16 protein-coding genes and 1 pseudogene are annotated in these 19,943 nt (G+C 71.5%); 11 read left to right on the top strand and 6 right to left on the bottom strand.

Features of this window, described 5'->3' with window-relative positions:
- Positions 1-91: 91 nt before the first annotated feature.
- Positions 92-188: pseudogene (locus IG62_RS50125) on the bottom strand (IS5/IS1182 family transposase); the annotation flags it as partial.
- Between the two features lie 689 nt (positions 189-877).
- Between IG62_RS50125 and IG62_RS0115025 the strand changes: the two are divergent.
- From IG62_RS0115025 to IG62_RS0115015, 3 genes are read left to right on the top strand one after another with little or no spacing between them, the layout of a single operon-like run.
- The gene (locus IG62_RS0115025) at positions 878-1,480 is read left to right on the top strand and encodes an ABC transporter ATP-binding protein (RefSeq protein ID WP_030802126.1); all 603 of its coding nucleotides are present in this window, start codon (positions 878-880) and stop codon (positions 1,478-1,480) included.
- On the top strand, positions 1,477-2,349 hold the full coding sequence (locus IG62_RS0115020; protein WP_030802123.1) for a metal ABC transporter permease: 873 nt from the start codon (positions 1,477-1,479) through the stop codon (positions 2,347-2,349). The genes IG62_RS0115025 and IG62_RS0115020 overlap by 4 nt, the downstream gene beginning before the upstream one ends.
- Positions 2,298-3,113, top strand: coding sequence for an ABC transporter substrate-binding protein (locus IG62_RS0115015; RefSeq protein WP_030802121.1), 816 nt, complete (start codon positions 2,298-2,300; stop codon positions 3,111-3,113). The genes IG62_RS0115020 and IG62_RS0115015 overlap by 52 nt, the downstream gene beginning before the upstream one ends.
- 61 nt (positions 3,114-3,174) lie before the next feature.
- On the opposite strand, the gene IG62_RS0115010 is transcribed toward IG62_RS0115015, so the two are convergent.
- Together IG62_RS0115010 and IG62_RS0115005 are read right to left on the bottom strand one after the other, a co-directional pair.
- Entirely contained in the window at positions 3,175-4,875 is a 1,701-nt protein-coding gene (locus IG62_RS0115010) for a class I adenylate-forming enzyme family protein (RefSeq protein WP_030802118.1), read from the bottom strand.
- Positions 4,872-6,668: a CoA transferase gene (locus IG62_RS0115005; RefSeq protein ID WP_037838365.1), complete on the bottom strand. Its 1,797-nt coding sequence runs from the start codon at positions 6,666-6,668 to the stop codon at positions 4,872-4,874. The genes IG62_RS0115010 and IG62_RS0115005 overlap by 4 nt, the downstream gene beginning before the upstream one ends.
- 236 nt (positions 6,669-6,904) lie before the next feature.
- Between IG62_RS0115005 and IG62_RS0115000 the strand changes: the two genes are divergently transcribed.
- On the top strand, positions 6,905-8,122 hold the full coding sequence (locus tag IG62_RS0115000; protein WP_051798088.1) for an acyl-CoA dehydrogenase family protein: 1,218 nt from the start codon (positions 6,905-6,907) through the stop codon (positions 8,120-8,122).
- Here the strand turns inward: IG62_RS0115000 and IG62_RS0114995 are convergent.
- Together IG62_RS0114995 and IG62_RS0114990 are read right to left on the bottom strand one after the other, a co-directional pair.
- Entirely contained in the window at positions 8,112-9,191 is a 1,080-nt protein-coding gene (locus IG62_RS0114995; protein ID WP_037838364.1) for a hypothetical protein, read from the bottom strand. The genes IG62_RS0115000 and IG62_RS0114995 overlap by 11 nt on opposite strands.
- A 2-nt stretch (positions 9,192-9,193) precedes the next feature.
- The gene (locus tag IG62_RS0114990) at positions 9,194-10,336 is read right to left on the bottom strand and encodes an MFS transporter (protein ID WP_234326514.1); all 1,143 of its coding nucleotides are present in this window, start codon (positions 10,334-10,336) and stop codon (positions 9,194-9,196) included.
- Positions 10,337-10,668: 332 nt separating this feature from the next.
- Here IG62_RS0114990 and IG62_RS0114985 point away from each other — a divergent pair, with 332 nt between their 5' ends.
- The 6 genes from IG62_RS0114985 (at position 10,669) to IG62_RS0114960 (ending at position 16,640) form a co-directional block, all read left to right on the top strand.
- Positions 10,669-11,436: a hypothetical protein gene (locus tag IG62_RS0114985; protein ID WP_030802106.1), complete on the top strand. Its 768-nt coding sequence runs from the start codon at positions 10,669-10,671 to the stop codon at positions 11,434-11,436.
- Between the two features lie 196 nt (positions 11,437-11,632).
- The gene (locus IG62_RS0114980; protein WP_051798085.1) at positions 11,633-13,123 is read left to right on the top strand and encodes a PepSY-associated TM helix domain-containing protein; all 1,491 of its coding nucleotides are present in this window, start codon (positions 11,633-11,635) and stop codon (positions 13,121-13,123) included.
- Positions 13,124-13,593: 470 nt separating this feature from the next.
- The gene (locus IG62_RS48645; RefSeq protein ID WP_234326512.1) at positions 13,594-13,794 is read left to right on the top strand and encodes a hypothetical protein; all 201 of its coding nucleotides are present in this window, start codon (positions 13,594-13,596) and stop codon (positions 13,792-13,794) included.
- 176 nt (positions 13,795-13,970) lie between these two features.
- A complete protein-coding gene (locus IG62_RS0114970) occupies positions 13,971-14,690 on the top strand; it encodes a YcnI family protein (protein ID WP_030802102.1) in 720 nt (239 codons plus the stop codon).
- 243 nt (positions 14,691-14,933) lie between these two features.
- Positions 14,934-15,644, top strand: coding sequence for a hypothetical protein (locus IG62_RS0114965; protein ID WP_030802099.1), 711 nt, complete (start codon positions 14,934-14,936; stop codon positions 15,642-15,644).
- 375 nt (positions 15,645-16,019) lie between these two features.
- On the top strand, positions 16,020-16,640 hold the full coding sequence (locus tag IG62_RS0114960; RefSeq protein ID WP_037838362.1) for a sigma-70 family RNA polymerase sigma factor: 621 nt from the start codon (positions 16,020-16,022) through the stop codon (positions 16,638-16,640).
- 135 nt (positions 16,641-16,775) lie between these two features.
- Here IG62_RS0114960 and IG62_RS0114955 read toward each other — a convergent pair whose 3' ends face one another.
- Entirely contained in the window at positions 16,776-17,264 is a 489-nt protein-coding gene (locus tag IG62_RS0114955) for a phosphate-starvation-inducible PsiE family protein (protein ID WP_158795041.1), read from the bottom strand.
- Between the two features lie 144 nt (positions 17,265-17,408).
- On the opposite strand from IG62_RS0114955, the gene IG62_RS0114950 reads away from it, so the two are divergent.
- Complete coding sequence (locus tag IG62_RS0114950; protein WP_037838361.1) at positions 17,409-19,931, top strand: ATP-dependent Clp protease ATP-binding subunit; 2,523 nt, start codon at positions 17,409-17,411, stop codon at positions 19,929-19,931.
- The last annotated feature ends 12 nt before the right edge of the window (positions 19,932-19,943 follow it).

Genomic DNA, 19,943 nt, shown 5'->3' with positions numbered 1-19,943 from the left:
CGACCAGGCGGTGGCCGTCGCTGCGCAGCACACGCACCAGGCGGTCGACGTCCTCGTCCACGGGCTGGCGGTGCTGAAGCTTGTTGAGCTACCGGGTCGCCACGGCATGGAAGCCCTTGAGCGCGTTGAGGGGTCCGCTCGACTTCGTTCCTGCAGGTATACCGTGCCGCATGCCGGCCCGGTGTTCGTGCCGCACCTCACCGGCCGGGCCAACCTGCGGCTCCCATAGTCGGCGACACGCCGGGGATGGCCCCCCCGCTCTGGACGACGCTCTGAACCTCGCCGGGCTCGGCGATGGGCTCGACCGCAAGGTCAAGGGCTATTCAATGGGGATGAAGCAGCGGCTGGGTATGCCGCCGCGGCGTGTGCGGCGGCACTCGCCTGGTTCGCCGACGCGTTTCCCGGTGAGCAGGTGGTGCTCTGAGGGGAGCCTTGAAAACGGCTCTGACCGGAGTTCCGTGAATCAGGGGGCTTTCGGGTGCTCATTAGCTCCCTGACCAGCGAATATGTTGCAGCTGGGCGGGCGTGACCGGTTGAATCGCACGCTCTTGTTGACCGTTGTGCACCGGTCCATCTGGCACGGAAGTGGCACGGCGGTCTCTGCGTCCTCTGCCAGGTCGGGTTGAAGCCCATGGCGAGGTTCCGCTCACTCACCAACCCGCTGTGCTGATCGGGCAGATTGCTCTGGGGAAGTGTGCATGAGCCGGATGCTTGCCGGCGTCGGCAGCTTGCCGTCGGTGGGAATTGATTGCACGGGAACTCGACGCGCGGTCCGGCCGACTAGTGGGACGTGGAACGTAGCGAGGATCGATCGGTGTCCCTGGAGGCGCCGCAGGCGGGCGGTGCGGGTGGGCTTGATGTGCGGCTGCGGGGGGTGATGTGCCGACATGGACGGCTGGAGGCCGTCAGTGGGGTCCACCTGGAGGTGGCCGCCGGTGAGCGGGTCGCGCTGACCGGGACGAACGGGTCGGGGAAGACGACGCTGTTGCGGGCGGTGCTCGGGCTGCATCGGCAGGTCGAGGGGGAGATTCTGGTCGGTGGGCGCGGGACGCGGAGTGCCGCCGAATGGGCCTGGCGACGGCGGGCGTGTGGGTGGATTCCGCAGCGGCCGGCGGCCGGGCGCTTTCCGCTGCTGGCCGGGGAGTTGCTGGCGAGCAGTGGTGCTCCGGAGGCGGCGGCGGAGGCGGCGGAGCGGCTGGGCGTGGGGGATCTCGCGGACCGGCCGGTGGATGGTCTCTCGGGTGGTCAGTTGCAGCGGATGCATCTGGCGCGCGCGGTGGGTTGTGTGGCGGCCGGGGCGGGGGTGCTGCTCGCGGACGAGCCGACCGCGGCGCTGGACTTCGCAGGGCAGGAGGAGGCCGCTGAGGTGCTCACTTCGCTGCCGGTGACGCTGATCGTCGTGACGCATGACCGGGCGATGGCGGCGCGGTGTGACCGGACGCTGGAGATGGCTGCCGGCCGGTTGCGGGAGGTGGCGTGAGCGCGTGGGGGCAGGTCGGTGACCTGTTGCAGTTGGTGCCGGTGCAGCGGGCGGGGTTCGGGCTGCTGCTGGCCGCCTTCGGGTTGCCGGTCGTCGGTGTGGTGATCGTCGGCCTGGACATCATGCCGGTGCGCTTCGCGATGATGCATGTGGCGCTGCTGGGGATCGCCGTGGGGCAGTTGGTGGGGCTGGACCCGGTGGTGTGTGCGCTGGTGGCGTGTGCGCTGGCTGGGGCGGGGGTGGCGCCGTTGGCACGTACTGCGGATGGCCTCTCGGGGGCCATGGGGCTGCTGATGAGCCTGGCCATCGCGGCGGCGCTGTTGATGCTGGCGCTGTCCGGGGTGAATGCCAATGGGGCGTTCGCGCTGCTGTGGGGGTCAATTCTGGCGGTGCGGCCGGCCGATCTCGTGGTGTTGGGCGTGCTGGCGGTGGCCGTGCCGGGGCTGTTCGTCTGGCGGCGCCGCGAGTTGGCGCTGCTGCTGCACGACCGGGAGCTGGCGTGGTGTTCCGGGGTGGCGGTGCAGCGGCTGACGGTGGTGCTGCTGGTGCTGGTGGCGGTCTCGGTGGCGGGTGCCATTCGTCTGACGGGAGCGTTGTTGGTGGACGCGCTCACCTTGCTGCCGGCCCTCGCCGCCCGTCGCCTGGGCCGATCGTTGGTGTCGATCACGCTGTGGGCGGTGGGCATCGGCGTCGTCGTGAACGTCACCGGCTTTCTGATCTCGCTGGCCTGGGACCTGCCACCCGGGCCGGTCCTCGTTCTCGCCGCAGGGGCGGTCGCCCTTGCCGCGCATCTCATACCCGAACGGAGAACCTCGTCATGGCGCACGTCCGCTTCCTCTTCCGCCCCCTCGCCGCCGCCACTGCACTGAGCGCGGGCCTGGCCCTGCTGACCGGCTGCGGTGACGGCACCAGCTCTGGCAAGTCCGACGGAGAAAAGGCGGGCAAGTCGTCGGGGCCCGTCGTGGTCGCCACCTCCAGCTGGGAGGCGGCGCTGGCGAAGGCCGCCGGGGCCAAGAACGTCACGTCCATCGTTCCCGCCTCGATCAAGCATGCTCCCGACTACGACCTGAAGCCGTCCGACCTGACGGCGGTCGCCGGTGCCGACTACGTCCTTTACGCCTCCTTCGAGCCGTTCGCGGGACGGATCAAGGATGCTGCCGGCTCCAAGGCGAAGGTGGTCGAGGTCAACCTGGACAACACGCCCGCGGCAACCAAGGCCGAGGTGACGAAGCTGGGCAAGGAGTTCGGGACGGAGCAGGCCGCCGCGCAGTGGAATGCCAAGTTCACGGCGGAGTGGGACTCGCTGGCCAAGCAGGTGAAGGCCACGTGGCCCGGTGGCAAGGCTCCGGCGGTGGCGGCGCAGATGTTCACGACATGGGCGGCGAAGCTGGCGGGGGCGAAGGTGGTCGGTACGTACGGCCCGGAGGCGGTCACGCCTGCGCAGCTGTCCTCGCTGTCGGCGAAGAAGCCGAAGTTCGTGCTGGAGAACGAGAACATGTCGACCGGAACGGTGCTGCCCGGCTCGGGCGCCAAGCAGCTGAACATCGTGAACTATCCCGGGGCGGACCTCGATCTGCTGGGCGTCTACCGCAAGGCGGCCGGGCAGATGGAGAAGGCGTTCTCCACCTCCTGACGGCCAGTTCGCGTAGCAGTGAGGGGAGGGGCCGCTGTGTGCGGCTCCTCCCCTGATGGCGTCAGCCCGCCTGCGCGTGCTCGGTGGGGAACTCCGCTGCCGCCCTCTCCCGTAGGGCGGTGCGGTCGGGCTTGCCGGCCGGGGTGAGGGGCAGTTCGTCGGTCACGAGTAGCAGCCGTTCCGGGTGTTTGCGGCGTTCCAGGCCACGCGCGTCCAGGTGGGCGCAGAGGCTCTCAAGTTCCGGTTTCCGTCCGGGCCTTGGGACGACGCAGGCTGCGAGTCGTTCGCCCATGAGCGGATCGGGGACTCCGACGCACAGCACGTCGCGCACGTCCGGGTGGAAGGAGAGCTCGCCCTCGACCTCGGCGGGGCTGATGTTCGCGCCGCCGCGGATGACGATGTCCTTCAGGCGGCCGACGACGCGCAGGATGCCGTCGGCGTCCCGTACGCCGAGATCGCCGGTTCGGACCCAGCCGTCGGCCGTGCGGTAGCGCATGTTCAGCTCGGGTGCGCCGACATAGCAGAGCGGGGTCATCGGTCCGCGTGCGATGATCTCGCCCGCTTCGTCGGAGGTGCTTCCGGGCAGCGGGGCGATCCGGATCTCGCAGACGCGGGGATCGGGTTGGCCCACCGTGATCCCCGGGCCGCTGTCCAGGTCGTTTGCGGGGGCGTTACGGGCGGGCAGGCCTCCGTGGCAGTGAACGCCGTCGGCGGATCCGTAGAGGTTGACCACGGCGCAGCCGAAGGTCCGGCGGGCCTCGTCGCAGGTGGCGGCGTCGAGGGCGGAGCCGCCGAGCACCAGGGCGGTCAGCCCGGTCGCCGGTGCCGCCCCGTCCGGCAGCCGGTCGAGCATCATGCGCACCATCGTGGGAACGCCCAGCACGTGGCTGGGGCGGTGCGTACGCATCGCTTCCAGCGCGGCGTCGGGCGTGAAGTGGTCGAGCAGGATGAGGGATCCGCCGTGCCGGGCGAGAGTGACGGCGGTCCCGCTGCTGCCGAAGGCCGAACCGAGCGGCACCAGGAACAGGCAGCGGGGCCGCATGCCGTCCGGAAGCAGGGACGCGAGCGAGTTGCCGCGGCCGCCGGCGAGCGCGTTGTGCGAGTACGCCACCATCTTGGGCTCGGCCTCGGATCCGGACGAGACCAGGATCCGGGCCGCGGTGTCGGGGTCGGGGCGCGCGGGAGTGAACGCGGACGCGTCGGTACGCAAGAGGTCGGCCAGCGACAGGCAGCCGCCGGGGACCGGTCCGGGCCCGGCGGCGATCACCGCGCGCAGTGCGGGCAGTTCGCCGGACGAGGTGGCCAGTTCGGCCAGCTCCCGTGCGTGCTCGGCGCCGCGGTGTTCGGTGGCGGCGATGACCGCGCGGGCGCCGGAACGGCCCAGCAGCGACAGGGCCTCCCGCCCGCCCCGTCCGACCGGGAAGGGCAGGGCGACCGCGCCGAGTGCGGCCACGGCGAGGTCGGCCGCCACCGCCTCTCTGCTGTTGGGGAGTTGGACCCCTACGACGTCGCCGGGACAGACGCCCGTTGCGGCGAGCCCGGTGGCCAGACATCGTGCCTGGTGGTCCAGTTCGGCGTAACTGACCTCGCCGCGTGAGTCGATCACCGCTATGGCATGCGGGTTGGATATTCGTCGTGCGCGGAACAGTGCGTACAGGTCAAGGTCGGGGCAGTGGCCTTCGGCGGCCCAGGCGCGCCGCAACGCCGCGGGGACCAGATCGTGGAACCGGCAGGAGAGCTGGGAAGGGGACTGGATGGTCATGCGAACCTCCAGGGCGAGGGGACGACGAGGGAACCGTGTGCGTCGCGGGTGAAGGCGCCGTGCAGGCGCGGGTCCTGCGGCAGCGCGGCGAGGTCGGTGGTGACGGCGGTGGCAGGCCGACCCTGTGCGCGCAGGGCGGCGACCGCCTGGTCGGTAGTCATGGCGCGCAGCCGTGCCGGGTCGGCACCTGCCGCGGAGGAGGTGCCGTCGGCCGGTGCCACCCACCCGTCGGCCGTCGGCAGAGGTCGGCGGAATCCGGCCGGGCGGCGCGGGTCCCGGCCCGCCGCGGCCCGTCGCAACGCGGGGGCGGTGAGGGTCTCCGCGGCGCCGAGCAGCGAGGACTCCACCCATACGCCGCGGCCGGTCCGCTCCCGTGACAGCAGACCGGCCAGGACGGCCTCGGCGCCGACCAGTCCGCCGAGTACGTCGATCAAGGTCATCAGGGAGGGCGCGGGCGGCTCGTCGGCGGGGCGCGCCGCTTCGCCGACGCCGGTACGGGCCTGGACCATGAAGTCGGTGCCCATGGGGGCATCGGGCAGGCGGCCCGCCCAGCCGCTGGTGTAGGCGTAGACCAGGCGCGGGTTGACGGATGCGAGATGGTCGGCGCCCAGCCCCCGCCCTTCCGCCTTGCCCGGGGCCCAGTTGTGCAAGAAGACGTCCGCGTGGGCGGCCAGCTCGCGCAACTCGGCCTGCCCGGCAGGTGACTTGATGTCGATCTCCACCGTCCGCTTGCCCCGGTTGAGGGCGAGCCAGCGGGCCGAGACACCCGAGGCGCACGGCGGCATACCGCGCAGCGGATCCCCGCCCGGCGGTTCGATCCGTACGACGTCCGCGCCGAGCAGGCCGAGGAGGTGGGCGGCGAGCGGGGCCTGGATGCGGCGGCCGGCTTCCAGCACGGTCAGGCCGGAGAGGGGGAGCGCGTCGGTGGCGGGGAGGGCATCGGAGGGGGACGGGGCTCCGGTCTCCCAGCCGAACGGGGTCCCGGCGGGCCATGGATACGGCGTGAGGGTCCATGGCGCGGCGGGGACCGCCTCCGCCGCCCGCTCGTCCAGTGCGCGCAGGACGCACACCTCGGCCCCCGCGACGGCGGCGGCCTCCCGTATTCGGTGCCAGGAGGCGGCGTTCGCCGTCCGGTGCAGAGCCTGGGGGAGGGGTGCGCAGGCGGTGGCGTAGCGGAACTGGAAGGCGGGCCAGCCGCTGCGTATCGCCTCCTCGGGGGCGCCGAGTTCGCGCCAGAACCGGGCCCAGGGGGCGGGCTCCAGCGCCTCCAGCTCGAAGCGGGTGCCGCAGGCGGCGGTGAACGGCGGGCCGCCGGGAGCCGAGGGCACCGCCTCGGCTTCGGGCGCGTTCGCGGCGGCGATGTACTGGGAGAGCGTCAGCAGCGCGGCCCGGTCGGCACCAGTGGTGATCTCTGTGGCCCTGGCTCCGCCGCGCGCCTGGCCCACAAGCGCGGCGAGCAGACCCTGCACGGTGAGGACCGACGCGCAGGTGGCGGCGTAGTCGACGGCGAGGCCCCGGGGGCCGCCGTCGCGCCTGCCGTGTACGTGCATCATTCCGCTGGCTGCCTGGACGGTCGCCTCGTCGGCGGCGTCCGCCTCCGGCAGGACATCGGCCCAGTCGGTGTGCGCGGTGACCTCGCCCACTTCGTGCCCCGCCGCGGCAAAACGGGCGGGCCCGGTCGGCGTTACCTGTCTCTGCGCCGTCCTCGCGCCGAGCGAGCGCAGGTGGGCGAGTGCCGGCGCGGTCAGTGGGGCAGGGCCGGCGACCTCTACCGTCACCTCCTCCAGAGGCATGTGCGTACCGAGGACAGTGGGGGGACCCACAGCATTCACGGCGTTCCTCTCCGGCGGCGGAGCGTGCGCCGCGTGTCGTGTACGGACCTGGGTGTTCTCTGCTGATCCGGGCGTCTTCTGCCGACCTGGACGTACGGGAACTGGACGACGGCCGGGGCCGACCAACTCCACAGCCAGAAGGTCGGACTGTCGGTTCACCGAGTTCCCGGTGGACGTGGAGGAAAGCGGTGGACGCAATGGAGCACGCACAAGGCACCCCCGGAGCAGCCCCGGCTCTCGGCCTGGCCGGGTTCGGGCTGCCGGAGTGTCCGCCCGACGTGGCAGAACTGCGCGCCCGCGTGGCGGCGTTCGTACGGGAGCGGGTGATGCCTGCCGAGCCGGTACTCGACGCGGGTGGCCCGGCCGCACGCGCCGAGCTGCGCCGGCTCCAGGGCGAGGCGAAGGACGCGGGGCTGTGGGCGCTGCCGCTGCCCGTTGAACACGGGGGACAGGGGCTGCCCGTGTCTCGCTACGCGCATCTGGCCGAGGCCGAAGGGGCCAGCGACCACGGTCCCGTCGCCCTGGGCTCGGCGCCCCTGCTGGATGTGTCGATGCTCGGCCGTCACGCCACCGTGCCCGTCCAGGAGCGCTACGTACGACGTATCGCCGCGGGCGAGCTGCGTACCTGCTACGCCATGACCGAGCCCGGCACACCGGGCACCGACCCCGCACTGACCTCCACCCGCGCCGAGCCCGGGGCGGACGGGACGTGGACCGTGCAGGGCCGCAAGTGGTTCATCACGGGCGCGGGTGAGGCCGACCTGGTGACCGTGCTGGCCCGGACCGGGGACGACCCGTCGGACCTGTCGCTGTTCCTGGTACCCACGTCCGCTCCCGGGTTCCGGGTGGTGCGCGAACTTCCGGTTCTGGGGGCGGGCGGCCAGTGGGAGATCGCGCTGGACGGCGTCACCGTGCCCGCGGACCACCTGGTCGGCGAGCGCGGCACGGCGCTGCGCATCGCCGGGGAGCGGCTGCGGCTCGGCCGCATTCTGCGCTGTCTGCGCTGGCTCGGACAGGCCGGGCGGGCCTTCGACCTGATGTGCATACGGGCACAGTCGCGGTGCCAGACCTCCGGGCCGCTGGCCGACCGCCAGCTCGTCCAACAGCTGGTCTTCGACGCCCTGCTGGCCATCCGCACCACCCGGCCGCTGGTGTACGAGGCGGTGGCCCGCCTGGACGCGGGCGAGGATGCCCGGGTGGAGACCGGACTCGCCAAGGTCGCGGCGGCCCGGATGCTGCAGCAGGTCGCCGATGCCGCGATCCAGGTGCACGGTGCGGCCGGACTCGGGCCGGACACCGCGCTGCCGGCGCTGTTCCGGACGGGGCGTACGGCGCGGCTGCTGGACGGCCCCGACGAGCTGCACATCGCCGCGGTGGCGCGCCGGATCCTGCGTGCTTACGACGTCACATCGTGAACGGTTCCGTCAGCCTGGTGACAAGCGCCAGCCCCCACGCGAGGAAGAAGTCTCCCCAGATCAGCTCATGCCGGGGGGCGAGGCCACGTTCGGCGTCGTAGCAGCCGTCCTGCAATGCGCCCGTCGGGGACAGGTGCACTTCAGTCAACCGGTGCAGGATCAGGCGTCCTCGGGCCGCTAGTTGGTCGCTTTCCTGCTCGTCTCCTGCGGCCCGCGCGAGCGCGGCCAGCTTCAACGCGGCCACCGCCTCGATCGCTGCGGCCGATGTATCGACTGGGCCGTGCGGCCGGGCTTCCTGCGCCGACGGGATCAGCCTCGCATCCGGCGCGAGGCGCAGTGCGGCAAGGTGATGTGCGGCCTTCCGCAGACTGCCGTTCCCGTCCCCGACCCAGCGCAGCCCGTCGGCGACCGCCAGCAGCAGCCACGCCGTCGTACGGCTCCAGCCCGGCGCGGGCTCGGGGCTGGCCGTCCATGCGCCGTGCGTCCGGGCCTGCCATGCGGGACGCGGTGGGTCCTCGGACAGACAGAGTTCGAGGTGCCGGGTGAGATGGTCGTACGCGGCGGCCTCACCGCCGCCCGGTGCACGCGCCAGCAGCGGTACGAGTCCCGGCACCCCGTCCGCCCGCGCCAGCAGCCGTGGTCCGCCGAATGCGTCGCCCCACGGCACCAGCCCCAACTCGGGTTCGTACGCGGCCAGACAGGCCCGAGCTGCCTCCTCCCTCAGCTTGCCCGCCGCCTTGTCACCACCCGGCCCGGCGGCCAGGGCGGTGCCGTACCAGAGCACCAGGCCGCGGGTGGCGGTGTCCTGCTCGACCCAGTACCTCAAGCGCTGGGTGCAGTCGGCCGCGGCTTTCCGGTGCTCCGGGTCGCCCGAGGACAGCGCACGCAACCACAACAGCCCGGCCCAGAAGCCGCCGGTCCACGAACCCCGGGAGGTGGTCCGCCAGGCCCCGGTGTCCGGGGCTGCGTACAGGGGGAAGCGCGGACCGACCTCGTCCGCGGTCCCCGAGACCCGCTCGCACACCGACGTCAGCGCCCGGTCGGCCCAACCCGCTTCTTCCGTCGGCATGTTCACTTCACACCCCCACGGTGGCGCGGCATCAGCGGCATGCCGACCATGGCTGCCGCCATGAACTCGGCGGCCACCAGGAGCCATCCCGGTACGTAGCCGGAGGCGGACACCAACGCGCCGAAGACCGGCGGGCCCACCGCGAACCCGGCGAAGAAGCCCGCGGACACCAGTGCGGAGTCCTGCCCGGCGCGGCCCGGCGCCGCGTGCTGCATCACCAGGACCATGGACACCGCGTTCGCCGCCACCGCGAACGACCCGACCGCGATCACCGCCACCCACACCAGCGGATGCGCCAGGACCGATGCGGCGAGGAGCAGCGCCGCGCCCACCGCCCCGGCTGCCAGCAGGGCAGGCAGCGACGCGGCCCGTCCCGGCCGGCCCGCCGCCCGCGACCACCCCATGCGCCCGCCGATGCCGGCGACGCCGAGGACCGCCACCAGTGCGGCGGCCGCGGTCGGCGAGAGGCCCAGCCGCTGCGAACCGAACAAGGCCAGGTACGTATTGACCGAGGCGATACCGCAGCCGAGCAGCAAGGAGAAGACCGCCAGTCGCTTCGTCACGCCTCGTTCGGAGGGCGCGGGGCGTCGGCTGGACGCCGTCGCGGGCGCGTCGGGTGGCAGTGTGAGGGCGGCCCACACCGCGGCCAATGCCGCCGTGCCCGCCGCCGTCCACACCGCGCCGCGCCATCCCACCCCTGCGGCCAGCAGCGACAGCGGCAGTCCCGCCAGGAAGGCGCCGAACTGGACCCCGGACTGCTTGAGCCCGGTCACCCCACCCCGCCGCTCCGCCGGAACGGCTGCCAGGATCACCTTGTTGGTCGCCGGATTGGCCAGGGCCTGCGGCAGACCACCGAGCGCCACCGCGGCCAGCAGCAGCGCCGCGCCCGGAGCGGCACCGATCAGCGCCAACGAGACTCCGGCGAGCAGCAACAGCGCCACCAGACAGCGCCGTGGACCGACCCGGTCCACCAGCCGCCCCGCCACCGGCGACAGCAGAGCCGCCGCACCGAAGCCCGCCGTGGTCGTCAGCCCCAGCACCGTCCGCGAGATACCCAGCGCGCCGACCAGCCGAGGTCCGAGCGCCCCGATCAGGAAGAGCTGCATCATGGAGAAGGCCATGGCGCACGTCAGCAATGCGGTCACCGCCGGGCCCGGCCCTCGCGACCGCGATACGCCACCGTCAGGCCCGGCGGCCCCCGCTTCCGTCTCCGCACCGCTCCCCGTCCCTCGCTTCACCCACACCGCAGCAGCCCTCCCGGATACCAATCCGCGGCCCCTGCGTGGGGCCCGACCCAGTCAGTCGTACGGGCCGGGCTGCTGGTTCCCCGGCCGCTGGTTCCCCCGCCACGCGCCGCGCGGACCGGACGCCCGAAGCCGACAGAGCGTGCGGTGGTGATCCGTTAGGTATGCCGTGGTGGGCATTCGGCCACCCCCTGTCTGGACCTTGCAGGGTGCCTTGTCATGATGTTGGTGCCATGCCTGTCACCGCTGCGCTGCGATATGTCCGGGCCGCGGTGTTCGCCGTGGTCTGCGTCGTGTTGTCCGCGGCCGGCCATGCGGTGATGTCCGGTCCGGCGCTGCCGGGGTGGGCACTCACGGCAGCCGCGGTGGCGGTGTTCGTGTGCGCTGGGCTGGCTGCGGGACGCGAGCGGTCGCTGCCGGTCATCGCCGGCGGGGTTCTCGCCTGCCAGGGCGGGCTGCACCTCTTCTTTTCCTGGGCGCAGCGGGTCGCGGCACCCGCGCCGACCACGGGCAAGACCGCGGCCTGGTCGGATCTGCTGCTGCGCGGTCACTCCGGCTCGGCGGGTTCGATGCCGCTGCTCAGCTCGTCCATGCACCAGATGGTGCGGCGCGCCGGCATGGACTGGAACAGTCCTCCGTCCCACCATCACGGTGCGCATATGGGGCTCGGCAGCCATACCGCGCACGCCATGCCGGCCATGCACCACATGGGTTTCGGCATGCTCGCAGCCCACCTTCTGGCGGGGCTGATGTGTGCTTGGTGGCTGCATCGTGGTGAGCGTGCCCTGTTCGCGCTGCTGGCGGCGCTGGCCGCCGCTGCCAACAGGTCGCTCCCCTCGCTGCACCGACTGCTGCGTCTCTTCGTCGCGGGTCTCGCAGTGCCCGTGCCGGCTGGCGGGCCCCGGCCTTCCCGGCGGCCCATAGCGTCCAGGCAACCGCACCTCGCGGTGGTCCGGCATGCGGTCGTCCGCCGTGGACCCCCGCTGTCCTTCTCGTACTGATCACCGCGTGCCATGCAGGCTCCGTAGCCGGGGCCTGAGCTCTGCCGTGCCTACGCGGCGCACGCGGCATCCCGGAGGCACCTCGCATGCCCGCCGGCTGGGCGGTAGCCCTTCCCCCGCGGCCCTCCGGGATCCTCCTTCCCCCACGTGCGGTCGGCGCTGCCCGGCCGCGCGGTACGACGAAAGACACCCTGTAATGACGCACGCCCCGAGCCTGTCCGAGGACAGACCGGACACCGGGCCGGACAGCGGCACCGACCGCGCACGGCCCTCCCGCAACCAGCTGTACAAGGCCCTGTGGCGCTGGCACTTCTACGCCGGCCTGCTGGTCACCCCGCTGCTTGTGCTGCTCGCCGTCACCGGCGCCATCTACCTGTTCAAGCCCGCCTACGAGAACTGGGTCTACAAGGACCTGCGCACCGTCCACGCCACGGAGCACGCCAAGCCGGTGCCGCTGGCCCAGCAGGTGGATGCCGTACGCAAGGCGAAGCCCGAGGCGACCGTCCAGTCCGTGACGCCGCCGAGCGACCGCGAGCACAGCACGATGGTCACCCTCGCCGCGGACGGCGGCGGCCCCTGGGCGCCGACCGTGTCGGTGTACGTCAACCAGTACGACGGCAAGGTGCTGGGGTCGGTCGACAACGGCAAGACCTTCATGCAGAACGTCCGCGAACTCCACGGCAACCTGCTCAGTGGAGACATCGGCGACCGCCTCATGGAGCTGACCGCATCCTGGGCCGCGATCCTGACCTTCACCGGCCTGTACCTGTGGTGGCGGGCCCGTCCGCGCCGCGGCCGTACCGGACGGCGCGGACTGCGCCGCTGGCACGCCACCGTCGGCGCCGCCGTATCCGTCTTCCTGCTCCTGCTCATCGCCACCGGCCTGCCGTGGACCGGCATCTGGGGCCAGCAGCTGCAGAAGGTCATCACGGCAACGAAGCAGGGCACGCCGAGCGCGGAGGACTACAAGGTCTCCTCGAAGGTCCCGAGCACGGCCGACCACCTCACCTCCAACCCCGACACCTCGGTGCCCTGGGCGGCGGAGAAGGTCCAGGTCCCGACCTCGAAGGCTGGTGGCGGACATGAGGGGCACGCGGGGCACATGGGCCACATGGGCCACATGGGCGGCCGCGGCGGAGGCGGTGCCGCGCCGGGCAGTCTGTCCATCGAGCGGGCCGTCGCCCTCGCCCACCGCGAGCATGTGCCCGGCACCTTCACCGTGACCCTGCCGCAGGGCCCGAAGGGCGTCTACACGATCTCCGGAAAGTCCGAGGCGGACCCCGCCAAGCAGCGCACCCTCTTCCTCGACCAGTACTCCGGCAAGGTGCTCGCCTCCTACGGCTGGCCCCAGTACGGCCTGCTGTCCAAGCTCGTCGAGGAAGGCATCGCACTCCACCAGGGCGAACGCTTCGGCTGGCCCAACCTCTTGATCGCCCTCGGCACCTGCCTCGCTGTCATCGGCATGGCCGTCAGCGGCGTGGTGATGTGGTGGCGCCGCCGCCCGACCGGCAAGGGCCTGTGCGCACCCCGCCGCGCCCAGGACGCCCGCGTGACCCGCGGCGTAGCACTGATCATGCTGATCCTCGGTGTGGCCATGCCGCTCGCCGGGATCTCCATGCTGCTCATCCTGATGCTGGACTGGCTGGTGATCCGCCGGGTTGCTCCGCTGCGCCGCTTCTTCGGCTGAACAGCAAGTCAGGCAGGGGAGCACGTGCCACCCACGTGGTGTGTGCTCCTCGCCCAGGCGCCGAGACGAAACGAAGGCTTTGCGCATGAGGACAAAGGGCCGCTGCGTACTCAGGCCCCCATGGGATGCTCCAGCTGTCATGCGTGCGTCCCCGGCGATGCGGACCCTGCGCGCTGCGGTGTTCGCCGCAGTGTGCCTCCTCCTGTCCGCCGCGGCCCACCAGCTCGCGACGGGCTCGGCGCCCCCGGTGTGGGCGGAGGGGACGGGGTTCCTCACCGTCCTCGTTCTCGGCTATCTGCTGAGCGCCCGGGAGCGGTCGCTGCCAGGGATCGGCGGAGCCATACTCACCAGCCAGGGCGGCCTGCACCTGGCCTTCGACGCTGCCCAGGCCCCGGCCCGGCGCCTCACCGCGACCAACGCGCCGATGAGCCTGCACGCGACGCGGATGATGGCCCACCCACCCCCACCCGATGGCCCACGCCGCCGCGGCCCACGTGGCGGCGGCCCTGCTCGCGTCCTGGTGGCTGCGGCGGGGCGAAGCAGCCCTGTGGTCCCTGCTGCGCAGGGCTGTCGCGCTGGTACCGGGGCTGGTGGCGTGGTGGGGGACCTGTAAGGGCCGGTTGCCCGCTCTTGCGTACGCGGGGGTGCCCGACGCGCTGACCTCCGGGTAGCGGCCCCGGCGCCAGGCACTCCTGCGCCACGCGGTGTCACGCCGCGGCCCACCACTTCCGGACTCGTACCGAGTTCTGTTCGCCTGAGCCGCTCCCCGTAACGGCCTGCTCACCCATCTCACCCATGCCTCCCGGCGACCGATCACCGCCGCCGGTCCACCAGTACGGAGTCCCCCGTGTCCTCGACCCACACCACCCTCCGGCGCGCCGTGCGCCGTACCACCCTCGTCACCACCCTCGCCGCGGCCGGGCTGCTCACCGCCGCGGGCTCGGCCTTCGCCCACGTGACGGTCCACCCCGACAGCTACCCCAAGGGCGCCACCGACGGCACCCTCACCTTCCGGGTCCCGAACGAGGAGAACAACGCCGCCACCACGAAGGTCCAGGTCTTCCTGCCCACGGACCACCCCATCCCCTCGGTGCTCGTCACGCCCGAGCCCGGCTGGACCGCGCAGGTGAAGACCACCAAGCTGAAGAATCCGATCAAGACGGACGACGGCACCATCAACGAAGCCGTCTCGCAGGTCACCTGGACCAAGGGCAAGATCCAGCCCGGCCAGTACCAGGACTTCAGCGTCGCCTTCGGTCAACTCCCTGACAATGCCGACCAGTTGTCCTTCAAGACGCTACAAACCTACTCCGACGGCAAGGTCGTGCGCTGGATCGAGGAGCCGAAGGCGGGCCAGGCGGAGCCGGAGAACCCGGCGCCGGTGCTGCACCTCACCAAGACCGCAGACGAATCCGCCACCTCCTCCTCCGCGGCTCCCAAGGCTTCCACTCCCGCCGCCGGCGACTCGACCACGCGGGCCCTGGGCATAGCGGGCCTGATCGCTGGCGTCCTGGGCATCGGCACGGCCGCTGTCGCCCTCTACCGCAGCCGCTCCGCCCGCCCGTAGTCAACCGAGGCACCGAGCAAGCCTGGTGGGGCGGACGGGGTCCGCCGCCCCACCAGACTTGCCCGCGAGACCGCTCAGCCCTTGCCGGCATGGACGATCGGAGCCGTAACTCCCGTCCTCCATCCAGGCGGCTTGCCACTCGGCCGACCGCCGCGAGGTGCTTTTAGCCGATCTGGACAACAACTAGGCCGGAGGCGCCACGCCCCCTCCCTGGTGGGCGAACCGGCTGGCACGATGTCAAACATGACTGCTGGGCCGGTTTCACGCGCCGTGCGCGCCGCGATCTTCGCGGCGGTGTGCGTGACGATCGCGACCTTGGGGCACGCGTTGATGTCCGCGCAGCCCCTGCCTTGGTGGGCTGCGGTTGCCGCACTCGGCATCACGGGCTCGGCGGCCTGGTGGCTGGCGGGCCGGGAACGCGGCGGGTTCGTCGTGACCGGTTCCACCGTCATCGCTCAACTGGGTCTGCACTCCCTGTTCGGCCTGGCGCAGTCGTGCCAGACCGGTCTCGATCTGGAGGCCGCCCATGCTCCGCCACCGGCACCATCAGGCGGCATGCCGCAGATGAGTGGTTTGGTGGGCATCGCAGACCTGCCCGCAACCTCCGCCGCGCACATGGGCGATATGAGTGCAATGCACCGCGGCATGAGTCAGATGCAGGTGATGCACTCCGGTCACGGCACCCTCGGCATGTTCCTTGCCCACGCCCTGGCCGCGCTGCTGTGCGGCTTGTGGATGTGGCGCGGCGAAGCGGCTGCGTTCCGGCTCGCCCGCAGTGTGGCCGCGGCGTTGTTCGCACCCCTGCTGCTGGTCCTGACGGCGCTGGGCCGGACCGGTCTGAAGCCGACCCCTCGCCCGGTGGCCGGTGCCGGCCACGTCCTGCACCTGCACGGGGTGCTCCTGCACTACGCCCTCTCCCGCAGGGGACCGCCGAGGCATCTCTTCTCCTGCTGACCGCCCGTCCTGGGACCTTCCCGGCACTGTCCGGGATTCTGCAACGCCGTCGCTGACGCCCATGCCGCCAATGGCACGGTGTTGTCGATTTCGTCCGGGATTTCCCACTCCCCCTTTCTGCGCGACGCATCGAATGGGTGGCGGGCGGAGTACCGGCGTGTCCGCGCGGCTGCCGCCCTCATATCTCCTTGAGTTGTGCCGCCCCACACGCCGGCCCTTGACCCTGCGGCCCTCCGGTCTGCCTGTGACGTAGATCCGTCGACCCGTTGCCCCTTGACGCGGTCACCGGCTTCGTACGGGTACCCGAAGTGCCGTTCATCGACGAGGCCGTGCCATGCCGTGGTGCGGCCCGCACCCTTCGAAGGACATGTGTCGATGATCCCTGCCCTTGTTGGTCCGGCCCGTGGCAAGCGGACCGCCGTGGACGACGAGCAGTTGACCACCCTGGCGCTGGCCGCCCGAGACGGCGACTCCGACGCCGCCGAGCGCTTCATACGCGCCTCCCACCGCCATGTATGGCGATTCGTGGCACACCTGAGCGGCGACACCAACAGCGCCGACGACCTGGCCCAGGAGACATTCCTGCGCGCCCTCACCGGCCTGCCGCGCTTCCTCGGCCGCTCCTGCGCCCGCACCTGGTTGCTGTCCATAGCCCGCCGGGTGGTGATCGACCGGTACCGGTCCGCCGCCGCCCGCCCACGCATCGCCGACATCAACGACTGGCAGGCGGTCGCGGAACACCGCCAGCCCAGCGGGCTACCGGGATTCGACGACGGCTTGGCGTTGAGCGAGCTGCTTGACGCACTGGATGGCGAGCGGCGCCAGGCATTCGTTCTCACACAGTTGGTCGGGATGCCGTACGCGGATGCCGCAGCGGTAGTGGGCTGTCCGATCGGCACGGTGCGCTCCAGGGTGGCCCGCGCCCGCGCCGACCTCACCTGCTGGCTGAGGTCCGCCGAGACGTGCGCGGGAGCCCCGCCGGTGGCCACCTCGTGATCAGCGCCGACTCCGGGTGATCACGGTGTCGCCGGTACGCCCTCTTCCCCGGCCTGGGCGGTGACGGCGAGCAGGGAGAACGCAGCCCAACTCGCCGGGCCGCACTGGCCTTTCCCGCATCGCCACGTCAGTACGTCAGCTACGCGACGCGGCCTTGAGGATGTCGAAGTCCCGGGGCCGCGTCGAGCGCCGCCAGATGTAGACGGCCACCGCCATCACGAGAATCAGCCCCGCCAGGATGAGCAACTCGATTCCCTGCACGCTCCACTTGAAGGTCTTGCCGGCCTCGGCCGTCACGATGAGCACCTTGCGGATGCCCGCGATCAGGCCGACGACGAGGAACGGTTCGGCATCCAGGGTCTGGTTTCTGATGGTGTGCCGTACGGTGTGCAGGAGTTCGGCCACGATGAACAGGACCAGGCTGTTGTCCAGAGCGGACAGCACGATCGCCGTCTCGTGGTACGGGCCCCTGATGGCGCTCACGACATCGCCGACGACTCCGATGGTCAGCAGTACGGCGAGCAGTATGAGGAAGGCCGCGACGACCAGATGGATGCCGTCCTCGGCCGCCTGCAGGAAGCTCTGCAGGCGACGGCTCTCGGACCTCCGGGAAGCGGTCGGCACACACAGCATGCTAGGCCCGCGGCCCCTGCCCTGCCCGATGGCTCCTGCGGTCGCACGCTGCGATGACCTGGCGAAGAATGGGGGCGTACGGGCAAATCGACTACGGCAGGCTGTACGCGGCCGTTGTGCAGCCCGCCGGACGGGATGATCCCTGTGACGACCTCGCCCTTCGGGTCCGGCGACCCGTTTTCCGATCTTTTCAACCGCTTCTTCGGTATGAGCCCCTCGGCCTCTCCGCCGGCCGTCCAGCGTGTGCCCATAGGCCGGCTCCTCAGCGATTCCTCGCACGAGCTGCTGGCAGCGGCCGGTGCCCGAGCGGCCGAGGACGGGGCCGATCTCGACACGGTGCACCTGCTGTGGGCCGCCACGCAGCTGCCGGCCTCCCGGCAGCTGCTCGAACATGCCGGGGTGGAGCCCGAGCACCTCGCCCAGAGCCTGGAGCAGACCCTTCCCACCGGCCCCGGTGACGGGGATCCCGCGCTCACCCCGGCCGCGAAGCGTGCCCTGCTCGCCGCCCACGCGCGTTCCCAGGCGGCCGGTGCCTCGTACATCGGCCCGGAGCACCTCCTGGCCGCGCTGACGGACGACCCCGGTGCCGGTCTGGCGGGGACGCTGAGATCCGAGGGTGTGTCGCCCGGTGCGCTGAGCGGCGCCGGACCAGGCGCCCCGGGCGGCGGCCGGGACGCGGCCGGCGGCGGACACAGCGACACCCCGACCCTCGACGAATACGGGCGCGACCTCACCACGGAGGCCCGCAGCGGACGTCTCGATCCCGTCGTCGGCAGGGCGGAGGAGATCGAGCAGACCGTGGAGGTTCTCTCCCGGCGGACCAAGAACAACCCCGTCCTCATTGGCGATCCCGGCGTCGGCAAGACCGCCATCGTCGAGGGGCTGGCACAGCGGATCGTTGCCGAGGAGGTCCCCAAGGCGCTGCGGGACCGCCGCGTCGTGGGCCTCGATCTGGCCGGCCTGGTCGCCGGGTCCAAGTACCGGGGCGAGTTCGAGGAGCGGCTGAAGAAGGTCATCGACGAGGTCACCGCGGCCGACAAGAACGTCATCCTGTTCATCGACGAACTGCACACAGTCGTCGGCGCCGGCAGCGGCGGCGAAGGCGCCATGGACGCCGGGAACATCCTCAAACCGGCGCTCGCCCGCGGAGACCTCTCCGTCGTCGGTGCCACCACCATCGACGAGTACCGCAAGTACATCGAGAAGGACTCCGCCCTCGAACGCCGCTTCCAGCCGGTCATGGTGCCCGAACCCACCGTGGACGAGACCGTGGAGATCCTGCGCGGGCTCCGCGACTCCTACGAGGCCCACCACCAGGTCCGCTTCACCGACGAGGCCCTCGACGCCGCGGCCGCCCTCTCCGACCGCTTCATCACCGACCGTTTCCTGCCCGACAAGGCCATCGACCTCATGGACCAGGCAGGGGCCCGGGTAGGGCTGCGCAGTCTCGACGGCCCGTCCGGGACCGCGGAGTTGGAGGACCGCCTCACCAAGCTGCGGCGGGAGAAGGACGAAGCCGTCAGCACCGAGGACTACGAACGCGCGGGCCGGCTCAAGGAACAGATCCAGCAGGCAGAACAGGAACTCGCCGCCGCCGGGCAGGAACGGGAACAGACCGGGAGCGTCACCGCCGAGGACATCGCCGACGTGCTCTCCGCCCGCACCGGCATCCCCGTCTCCCAGCTCACCCAGACCGAGCGGGAACGGCTCACCAAGCTGGAAGAGGCCCTCCACGAGCGGGTGGTTGGCCAGGACGAGGCGGTCACGGCAGTGGCCCAGGCCGTACGCCGCGGCAGGGCGGGCATGGGTGATCCCGACCGTCCCACCGGCAGCTTCCTCTTCCTCGGCCCCACCGGCGTGGGCAAGACCGAACTGGCCAAAGCGCTCGCGGACCTGCTCTTCGGCGACGTCGACCGGATGGTCCGCTTCGACATGAGCGAGTTCCAGGAGAAACACACCGTCTCCCGGCTCGTCGGGTCCCCGCCCGGCTACGTCGGCTACGAGGAGGCCGGACAGCTCACGGAAGCCGTACGCCGCAAGCCCTACAGCGTCGTCCTGTTCGACGAGGTCGAAAAGGCCCACCCCGACGTCTTCAACCTGCTGCTCCAGGTGCTCGACGACGGTCGGCTCACCGACGCCCAGGGACGCACCGTCGACTTCCGCCACTCCGTGGTCATCATGACGAGCAACATCGCCTCCAAGCGCATCCTGGACCACCACGGCGCGGTCGACGACATCAGGGACGACCTGATGGCCGAACTCCAGGCCCACTTCCGGCCCGAATTCCTCAACCGCATCGACGAGATCATCGTCTTCCACGCCCTCACCCGAGCCGATCTCGTGCACATCGTCGACCTGCTGCTGGAACGCAGCCGACGCAGACTCCACGCCCAGCAGATCGGCCTCGACGTCACCGAGTCCGCCAAGGAATGGCTCGCCAACCGCGGCTACCACCCCGAGTTCGGAGCCCGGCCCCTGCGCCGCACCATCCAGACGGAACTCGACAACCGCCTGTCCAACATGCTGCTCGACGGCAGACTCAATCCGGGCGACACAGTCCTTGCGGACGTCAGAGACGGCGAACTGACACTGCCCCTCCGCGAGGAGGAGGCCGGAGAGGCGGACGAGGAGGCCGCGGAGGGGGGAAATAGCCCCTAGACGATTGGGTCC

The sequence above is a fragment of the Streptomyces sp. NRRL S-337 genome (assembly GCF_000720175.1).
GTDB lineage: Bacteria > Actinomycetota > Actinomycetes > Streptomycetales > Streptomycetaceae > Streptomyces > Streptomyces siderophoricus.
The sequence above is the reverse complement of the archived record's forward strand: the minus strand, read 5'-3'. Positions and strand labels throughout refer to the sequence as shown.